9 protein-coding genes are annotated in these 9,154 nt (G+C 55.4%); 3 read left to right on the top strand and 6 right to left on the bottom strand.

Annotated elements, in window-relative coordinates; translation table 11 throughout:
- Nucleotides 1-969, bottom strand: a 969-nt coding sequence (locus tag ACR0NO_RS21125; RefSeq protein WP_480725479.1) for a homogentisate 1,2-dioxygenase, incomplete at its 3' end; no start/stop codon positions are given.
- 136 nt (nucleotides 970-1,105) lie between these two features.
- Here ACR0NO_RS21125 and ACR0NO_RS21120 point away from each other — a divergent pair.
- Both ACR0NO_RS21120 and maiA read left to right on the top strand, forming a co-directional pair.
- Nucleotides 1,106-1,543: a MarR family winged helix-turn-helix transcriptional regulator gene (locus tag ACR0NO_RS21120; protein WP_170475183.1), complete on the top strand. Its 438-nt coding sequence runs from the start codon at nucleotides 1,106-1,108 to the stop codon at nucleotides 1,541-1,543.
- Nucleotides 1,544-2,161, top strand: a complete 618-nt coding sequence (maiA, locus tag ACR0NO_RS21115) for a maleylacetoacetate isomerase (RefSeq protein ID WP_170642270.1) — start codon at nucleotides 1,544-1,546, stop codon at nucleotides 2,159-2,161. It begins immediately after the preceding gene.
- Here maiA and ACR0NO_RS21110 read toward each other — a convergent pair.
- The 5 genes from ACR0NO_RS21110 to ACR0NO_RS21090 form a co-directional block, all read right to left on the bottom strand.
- Nucleotides 2,158-2,613 (bottom strand): MarR family winged helix-turn-helix transcriptional regulator, encoded by a 456-nt coding sequence (locus ACR0NO_RS21110; protein ID WP_480725477.1) that lies wholly within the window; start codon nucleotides 2,611-2,613, stop codon nucleotides 2,158-2,160. The genes maiA and ACR0NO_RS21110 overlap by 4 nt on opposite strands.
- 467 nt (nucleotides 2,614-3,080) lie before the next feature.
- A complete protein-coding gene (locus ACR0NO_RS21105) occupies nucleotides 3,081-3,611 on the bottom strand; it encodes a TetR/AcrR family transcriptional regulator (protein ID WP_480725475.1) in 531 nt (176 codons plus the stop codon).
- Entirely contained in the window at nucleotides 3,608-4,603 is a 996-nt protein-coding gene (locus ACR0NO_RS21100) for a flavin monoamine oxidase family protein (RefSeq protein WP_480725474.1), read from the bottom strand. Before ACR0NO_RS21100 ends, ACR0NO_RS21105 begins: the two co-directional genes overlap by 4 nt.
- Nucleotides 4,600-5,271: a cupin domain-containing protein gene (locus tag ACR0NO_RS21095; protein WP_480725485.1), complete on the bottom strand. Its 672-nt coding sequence runs from the start codon at nucleotides 5,269-5,271 to the stop codon at nucleotides 4,600-4,602. The genes ACR0NO_RS21100 and ACR0NO_RS21095 overlap by 4 nt, the downstream gene beginning before the upstream one ends.
- 694 nt (nucleotides 5,272-5,965) lie before the next feature.
- Complete coding sequence (locus tag ACR0NO_RS21090) at nucleotides 5,966-7,375, bottom strand: CocE/NonD family hydrolase (protein ID WP_480725473.1); 1,410 nt, start codon at nucleotides 7,373-7,375, stop codon at nucleotides 5,966-5,968.
- Nucleotides 7,376-8,025: 650 nt separating this feature from the next.
- On the opposite strand from ACR0NO_RS21090, the gene ACR0NO_RS21085 reads away from it, so the two are divergent.
- On the top strand, nucleotides 8,026-9,153 hold the full coding sequence (locus ACR0NO_RS21085; protein WP_480725471.1) for an efflux RND transporter periplasmic adaptor subunit: 1,128 nt from the start codon (nucleotides 8,026-8,028) through the stop codon (nucleotides 9,151-9,153).
- The last annotated feature ends 1 nt before the right edge of the window (nucleotide 9,154 follow it).

The raw sequence follows: 9,154 nt of genomic DNA, 5'->3' as shown, positions 1-9,154 counted from the left end.
GGCTGTGCCGGGCTGGCCCGAAGGCGCTGTCAGGACGGTGAAAATCGACGGATCCGGGTGGTCGAACAAGATTGCGCCGACCGGGCAATAGGTGCGCAGGTCGTATTTGTAAGGCGCATAGTTGCCGTGCCAGGCCACCACGTCCAGCGGGCTATGACCGATCTGAGTGACGTGGAACTGCCCGCACCATTTGATCGTCACGGTCGAGGGCACCTCTCGATCCTCGAACGCCGCGACGGGCGCTTTGAAATCGCGCGGATTGGCCATGCAATTGGCGCCAATCGGGCCGCGACCCGGCAGTTCGAATTTCTGGCCGTAATTTTCGCAGACAAATCCGCGCGCCGGACCTTCCAGCACTTCAACACGGTAGAGCAGCCCGCGCGGAAGGATTGCGATTTCCTGCGGCTCCAGATCTATGATCCCAAGCTCGGTCACAAAGCGCAGGCGGCCGTCTTGCGGAACCACCAGAAGCTCGGAATCGGCCGAGAAGAAATAGTCGTCCACCATCGAGTCGGTGACCAGATAGACATGGCTGGCCATGCCGACCTGTGTGTTCACATCCCCCGCCGTCGTCATGCTGCGCATGCCGGTCAACCAGGTCAAAGGGGCGTCAGAATGCGGAACTGGGTCCCAGCGATACTGGCCCAGGCTGATCACATCCGGGTCGATACAGGGCGCGGACTTCCAGTAGGGCAGGTCGATTTTCTCATAACGATGGGAATGCTTGACCGAAGGGCGTATGCGGTAGCACCACGTCCGCTCGGGTGGATTGGCGGTGAAGGCCGTGCCGCTGAGCTGTTCGCCATAGAGGCCATAGTTACAGCGCTGCGGGCTGTTCATGCCCTGCGGCAGCGCGCCAGGCAGGGCCTCGGTCTCAAAATCGTTGCCGAAGCCAGGCATGTAACCCTTTGAAATGGCGCTACCATCCTCAGCAACGGTCAATCCGCTATGTTTCACGAGTGCATTCATCTGGATCTCCTGCTCATTCGTTTCGGCAAGACTTTGGGTTCGTGGTGAATATTTGTTGCATTTGCAACGTTGTCAATATTTTTGTTGCAGATGCAATGAAAGTCTGAATTCTATAACGCCGAAAGGAAATCCCTGCATGAACACCAAATACTTGCCCGAGTTCGATTTGGAAGGGTTCTTGCCATACCGGCTAACGGTGCTGGCCGCGCGACTGAGCGCCGAAATGGCGCAGCAGTATAAACACGAGTTTGGCGTTTCGAACCCCGAATGGCGCGTCCTTGTGAACGTTGGATACGCCGAAAACCCGTCAGTTCGGGACATCGAAAAGCGGGTCAGTCTAGAAAAGTCAAAGGTCAGTCGGGCGGCCGCACGGCTCGAATCCCGCGGACTGATCACTAAGGTTGAGGATCCTGCCGACAGACGACTTGTCAAACTCGACCTTACGGAAAAAGGCGCGGATCTTCTCAGCCAATTGGTTCCTATTGCACTGTCGTTTCAATCCAGCCTAGAAACCAAACTTGGTGAGTCTGAGGAAGCGCTGAATGCCGCCCTCGATCTCCTGTCGGAAGAATGAATGATTAAGCTTTATGACTATTGGCGCTCTTCAGCCAGCTATCGTGTGAGGATCGCTCTGGGCCTTGCTGGGGAAAACTGGGAAACCGTCATCGTGAACCTGCTGGAAGCTGAGCAGCAGTCCGACGCGCATCTGATGAGAAACCCTCAGGGTCTGGTGCCGGTGTTGGAGATAGACGGGAATAGGTTCACCCAGTCGCTAGCGCAGATCGAGTATATTGACGAAACAAGAGGCCTTGGTCTTTTGCCCTCGGACCCCGTGGGCCGCGCCGAAGTGCGTGCGTTGTCTTATGCTGTGGCAATGGATATCCATCCGGTTTGCAACCTTCGAGTGGTGAAATGGGCCGTAGAACACTCAGGGAACCAGATTTCGAACGAAGGCTGGATGCAGCATTTTATCGGCGAAGGTCTGGCGGCTTACGAGGAGATGGCGCAGGGCGGTCCGTTTTCCTATGGTGACCGTGTAACGCTTGCCGACGTTTGCCTGATGCCTCAGCTTTACAACGCGCAAAGATGGGGTGTTGAATTGGCTGACCTGCCCAAGATTTCTCGGATCAAGGACAGCTTGGATCAGATCCCGGCCTTTCAGAACGCCCATCCGGACAACAGCCCTCATTAACTGTTTTCGTTCTCGCGACCCTGCCCATAGTCAGCCACAGCCTTTTCAAGGGCGTGAAGTCCATCCTTAAGCTTGTCTATGTCCTCATCGCTCATGCGTTCCAAAATCGAGTCAGCACAGTTCTGCACGGCCGGAAAAACTTCGTTGAATAGGGACTTGCCAGCCTCGGTACAGGAGTATTGGCGCAGCCTCCGGTCACTGTCCGCGACAGCGCGGCCAATCAGGCCCTTTTTCTCTAACCTGGTCGCAGCACGGCTTACCTGAACTTTGTCCAACGTAGTGCGCTGCGCCAGTTGGAGCGAGTTCAACTGACCCGCGCTGGCCAATAGAAACAACAGACGCCATTCCTCTCGCGAGAGGCCGTAGGTTCGACCATAGACCTGAACAAGCTGACGAGAAAACGCCTCGGCGGTCGATGCAAGCTGATAAGGAAAGTATGTTTCAAGATTCACAAGAGTTCCTCACCAGCGGTCAATGCACACCATTGGATAAGCAGGGAACTTATCTGAATTAAAACAAATTCGCACGATCAGTGTTTTGCGTTCTAACCAGAGGACTCTAGCTTTCCGACTAAAGAGCGCATTATCGACCAAAAACTTACCTCATTACTGAGGTAAGGGAACAATTTAGACCGCTTTGTTGCGCACGTTTGCTTGCGCACGGGCCTAAGCGTAGCGCAAGCTTTGACTTCTGTGGCATTCTCTTAGTCTCGGGGTCCGCTAACTACTATGAACACTAGGTTTTCTTTGTTGAACTGCCAATGGGCGTTTAGTGCAGTTTGCTATTCAGGGCAGCGCGCAGTCGAATCGCATTCATGGTGAGACTACGGCTCGAACTAAATCAACTATTTAGAATATTGAATTTTTGAGACTCCAGAATCCGAGATTGATATCCAAACAGACAATAAGCCGTCATTCATTTAACACGCAGTGAACGACTGCATTGAGCCCGAAGCGGACGTTGCTTTCTCGAAGATGCCAGGGTCACCCTGCACAGTCGCAAGTAGTGCAGCGCCTTCCAGCGTCGCGAGCACTGCTAGTGCGTCAGAAAGCGGATCGTCGCTGTCCGGAAATGCGCTTACAAGCCGATCGACCAATGCTGCAAAGAACGTTTTTGCCGCCTCCGCGACCGGTTCAGGCAGACCTCCGCTTTCAGCTGCGAGCAGTCCACAAAGGCACATCTTTCCGTCCTGGCGCAAGCTTTCCGCGAAAAGCTCGCGTAGGCGCTCGCCACGCGCGTCAGACGGGCAATCATCCAGTGCGTCTAGGAAACGGGACGTGTAATTTCTGGCCAGCCGAGCGACCAAGTCGGCTTTGGTTGGGAAGTAATGATGTACGCCTGCGCTGGTCAGCCCTGCGTCGCGTGCAAGGTCTCGGAACGAAAAGCCGTTGTAGCCGCCAGTGCGGACCCGCGCCTCGGCGGCGGCAAGGATTTTCTCTTCTGATGTCATACCATCACCCTCGACAATTCCTTCTGCGCAGCATCCCTGGCTTCAAGAGCGCCTTCGAGGAAACCACCATGCGACGGTGCGGTTTCTGTTCCTGCAAAGATCACCCTCGGAGTAGGAGTGAGTGTACTATACATAGGATGTGATTTAAGCGGCTCGAGGTCGGCAGAAGTGGCGGTTGCCATGTCGGCACTCCAATCTTTGACGATTACGCTGCGTGGCTCGGCTGCTTTGGGGCCAAACAGGCGGACCAGTTGCGCCACCGCTTGCGCTTCGAACCCGGATTGTCGGGCCGCGCCGGGCATGGCAAAGCCGAACAGAGCACCCTCGGTGCCGTCCATGGGTGACGCGTCATGGATTTCAGCCAGGGGACCTTGATGAGAGATTGCGTCACCATTCAGGCCCGCGTCGCGCCAGAATGGGGTGTCGTAAAGAGCAACGAGTTTGGCGTGCCCGGCCATCCACGTTGGAACATCCGGAACGACCACACCCATCTGTGCAGCGAGGCGCGGGGGCAACGCCAAAACAACGAAGTCGGCGCGCAATGAAAACCCGTTTCCGCTCAAGGTCACGAATTCGTCTTCTTCGATCACACGCCGAACTTCGTGGCCAAGGCACAGCGTATCACCAAGCTTTTGAGCGAGGTCGTTGGTTATCTGAGCGAGTCCGCCTGAAACGCGAAGCGCGTCACCCATGGGGGCGAAATCGAAGTCACGACGCACATTTCCCTGAGCATCCTCGAACGCCAATCGTCCATCGCTGTATTGTGGAAATGTTCGCAGCCCAAGATTGTCTACGAGGGCCAGCATGCGTTGGTTGTGCGGCCAAATCCAAGCAGGGCCAAGGTCGTAGCCACCCTGTGAGAGAATGCGACCGCCTACGCGGTCGCGCGCCTCCAGCAAAAGCACGTCGCGCGCTTCAAGCTTCAGCGCATGCGCCAAAGCGAGGCCAGACAACCCTGCGCCGACGATGACAATCTCTGCGTTTGGCTTCATGTCGCGCTCTCTGCGACGTGACTAAGGTGGCCGGTCTTGATCCAGACTCGCGCCCCGTTAGCGCCAGCGGTCGCCTCGAAACTCGCCCCGACGGGTAGGCGTAACCAATCCCAGCGGGACAGGGTATCGCCGCCCTCGTTCAGGCTCCCATCAATCACAAAGACCTCAAGCCCGCCTGAGGCATGTAGAGAGCGCACTGTACCTGCATCCCAGTGTTCCATCGCTACAGTTTCACGTACATCTGTGTGAAGGGGCAACCTGGAAACACCATCTGCTGCTTCAATCCAGCTTGCCTTGCCGCTGTCGATCTGGACCTGATTGCGGTCGCTAGCGTCGAATTGGTGGAGCTTTACCAGAATTGTCGCGCCGTCCTGTGCGGCAGGTGTATGAGACGAGGTCGGTGGGTTCCGCACGTAGGAACCAGTTGGAAAATCACCGTCCTCGTCCTGAAATGTACCGTCGAGCACCAGGTATTCTTCGCCACCGTCATGCGTGTGGGCAGAGAAGGCGCTGCCAGGCGCGAAACGTACGATGGTGGTGGCACGAGCTACTTCCTCTCCAATTCGGTCAAGCATCTTCCGCTCAACTCCAGGCATCGGGGATGCGACCCAATCGTTCTCACTAAAACGTACAAGAACACGTTCATTAAAGTCGGCATTCACGCGCATGGTTTGGTCTCCTTCTATCGTCACTGTACTTGTGCAAATTGGCTCTACTTACCTACTGATAGGTAGGTTGTTTCTCAATATCGCTATCGCAACAGTGATCACGCGTTCGTGATCCACTGGTTGAACCGCAGCGGCTGCCGGTCCCATCCTTCGAGTTAAGCAAGCAGCCGTGAAAGTCAGCAATGCAACCCAAACCTGACGAATGCAAATGCAGCGACCTTATGGATCAGGAAAACCGGTGGCGGTTCGTTCGACCAATCGAGATAAGTCTTGTTAAACGTCGGTAGTGGGCCCAGATCTACCACGTTAAGTTAAAGGCATACTGGACATGCATTAGGCAGGGCGCAGCCCCTGAGCAGACTTTCAAAGCCGGACTTTGCTGTTTCAAATTTGCCGACAAACCTGCCAATTGACCAATGTCTGCTTTTCGCACTCGCTCTGAGTTCGAACAACCGTTCTTTGTCTGGCAAAGGCCGGACTATAGACAAATTAGCAAAACCGAACGGTTTAATCCTCTCGATAGCTGCTTCCATCCCGGCCGAGGCGGCGTTTGTGAGCCCAGCAATTCCTCGTAAGTCGAAGTCACAGTGCTAGTGGCAACCGATACGATAAGAGTTCGACTGGACCCACGTGAATTCAGATCCAACAAAACGAAAGTGCTCAACCCGAGAATGAGTTGAACAGAGAATTGTTACTAAATACGCCATTGCCGCGTTGCGAAGGGCTGATTGTTCCATGTCGCATTCAACTCAGCATCCGCCGTGGTGCGGTCGCCTGTGGTTCTGGCTGTCAATGCAACCGAAACCTCCGCTGTTCCATCAGGCCGTTCGAAAAACATCCTGTGACATACGCTTATCTGTTGCTCAACGCCATCTGCAGTGTCCAGACTGTGCGTCATGCTGGTTTCATAGCTGAAAGCGGTTTCTATTTGGGCGAAGGTTGTTTTCAAAAGCGGCTGATGCCATCCCATCTCAATCCTGTCCCCGGTGGTCTGTGTCCAGCGTGACAAAGGGTCAGGCGCATAGGTAGAATGCCGCTTCTGCACGGGCAGGTCTTGTGCGGGGGGCAGTGGTTTAGACAAGTCTTCGAGCTCATGGGGTAAAACATGCAAACGCAGCGTTGCGTGGTTTATTTGCATATCCCAGACCGGTGATTTCGCGTGAATGAGAGGCCAGAAAGATGAGGACAAAGCCAGTCGTAGGGTGTGTCCCTTGCGCACGCGATAGGCCGTCGAATGAAGTAGGATCTTCCCATAGAATTCGCCTGTTTTCGCCGCTGACGGGGTACGATCCAAATTTTCGTCAAGCGAAAGGTTTCGAACCCCATAGCTTACACGCGCAGCGACCCCATCCGGGGCCACATCGCTAAGTCTGGCGATGATCTGCCCCGGCTTGTCGCCGGACTCGCCGCGCAGAGTCAGTGTCACCGAACCATAGATAATGACGTCTCGGGCCAAAGGAGCCGTTTCGAAAACCAATGAACGGTCATCGTCTGCGGTTTGATCAAGTGGCAGCCCGCCGGGGCGGCCAAAATACCCCGTGTCCCCGGCGGTTTGCCCGACGGTCGGGTCTGCGGGAAGCCTCCATGGTAAAGGGCCGTCGTTGGATTTAAGCGTGGACAAGTCCCAATCCTGCGTCTCGCTTTCCTGCGAGGCTGGCCCGCTTTGCACCCATGCCCCGGATCTTTGGGCCAAACTGTCGCCCGGTGTATCGAATTCGCGCATCCAGACCCTCAGGCGCGGCCATTCCGGCGTGTCGGGCTGATCCGATTTCAACCAATGATCCCACCACTCCAGCGCCAGCTTTTGAAAGCCGATGGCAGGCCCCGGGCTCCCGTGGTCGGGATAATGATGCCCCCATGGACCAACGACTCCCCAGACCAGATCGGGGCGGGCATCAACCAAAGACATGACAGAATTGGAGTAGCGATCACTCCACCCTCCGACTGACAGGATCGGAACCGAAAGGGCATCTGCCGTGTGGACTACCGAGCCGTGACGCCAATAGTCACCACGCCCCTCCTCGCGCAGCCAGTTTTCCAAAGGAAATGTCAGGGTGTCGATCCGCTCTTTCCAAATCACTTTCCAATCTCGCCCGCGCGTCATTGTCGCCGCCAAAGGATACCACTAATCTTCCAACGAAGCCGCTATACGCGCTAGCTTACGTATCGGGCATTGCACAAAAAGGCATGCTGACCGGATGCTCATGTTGTACTTCGCCCGTATCTCAGTCCTGCACGCCTTCTCTGGCGGCACAAGTTTCGGCAGTCAACTGTTGCGGGACCAACGCATTGGGTTGGGCGGTCGTGTCCGAATGAGCCTCGAAAGCATAGACTGTGCCTCACTGAGCGCAGAATTCAAACGTTCGCATTGTTGCGCAGCTTGGGAATTGCGAGTCTCAGTATCGAATGTGCTGTTTGGGCGGCCTGCGTTTATCCAGTTCCAACAGGCGATAGCAGCGAACGGCAGCTGCGTGGCCTTGGAGGATAGATCAGCGATAGAGGCTGCATTTGCAGCGAGTTTCCGGAAAACGGGCAGCAACCGCAGCATCGAGGCTCGGGTGTGTGCGTCCGCTTTGGGCCAAACTTCTAGCTCGCTCACAGCTAAAAAATTGGTCGCAGTTCGCTGAATGTGGTCCGGAAATGGAGCAGAATGATCGCTAGCATCAAATCAACTGGATCCTTTGTGCTAGAACACTCTATAGTGTTTGATGGCAGATTTGACCTTAAGTCATCATCTATCCCGGGGGCATGAGCATGATCATCAGGGTTTTTCCTATCGCCACCGTCATTTTGATCGCCCTCTCAGGCGCTCTTGTGGCTCAGCAGGGTCCTCCACCCGTGACAGTGGCAAAGCCGGTTGTGAAGTCCATAGTTGAAGATGATGAGTTTGTTGGTCGCTTCGGCGCCGCGGCTGACGTGGACGTCCGAGCGCGGGTTTCCGGTTTTCTGGACCAGGTGCATTTCAAGGACGGAACTCTCGTCGAACAGGACGATTTGCTCTTTACGATCGACCAGCGTCAGTTTCGCACCGCATTAAGACAAGCCCGGGCACAGATCAGCATTGCTGAAGCAACAAGTGCCTTTACGACCGATCAGCTTGAACGTGCCGAGGCTTTGATCAGAAATGGAAACATCGCGGAGAGCGTGGTGGACCAACGTCGCGAAGCTTTTCTTGCGGCGCAAGGTGTTCTGGAACAAGCGCGCGCTGCACTGGAATTGGCCGAGCTTGATCTGGAGTACTCGGAGATCCGAGCGCCAATGTCAGGGCGTATCGACCAGGCCCGGGTTGATCCAGGAAACCTGATCATAGCCCAAGACACCCTTTTGACATCAATCGTCTCGACCGACCCAATTTATTTCTATTTCGACATAGATGAACGCTATTTTCTGGCATACGCGCGAGATGCGCGTGCCCGGGGATCAGTTCTGCAAGAAGGCGCAGACAATCTTCAGGTTCAGGTAACTGTAGCTGACCGAAGCATACCGCCTCAGAACGGCATACTGGATTTCTCGGAGAACCGCATTGATGACGAAACTGGCACGATGCGCGTACGCGCAGTTCTGCGCAACCCGGATGAGCTTTTGACACCCGGTCTGTTCGGACGGGTGAACGTTCCCGGATCGCTTCCATATGAGGGCATTCTGATCCCGGATGAGGCGATTGCTTCCGATCAGAACCGAAGACTTGTGATGACAGTGGATGCAGAAGGCAATGTCATTCCAAAGGAAATCCGACCGGGCCCCAGAATAGACGGCTACAGGGTCGTGCGTGAAGGTTTGGATGGTTCGGAGACACTGGTCATCGAAGGTCTTGTTCGCGCTCGTCCGGGCACGGTCGTTGCTGCGGAATTGATCGAGCTGCCGTTGGTCGCAGAAAACTGAT

The sequence above is a fragment of the Ruegeria sp. CL3 genome (genome assembly GCF_056536505.1).
This window is presented reverse-complemented; position numbering and strand designations above follow the sequence as displayed.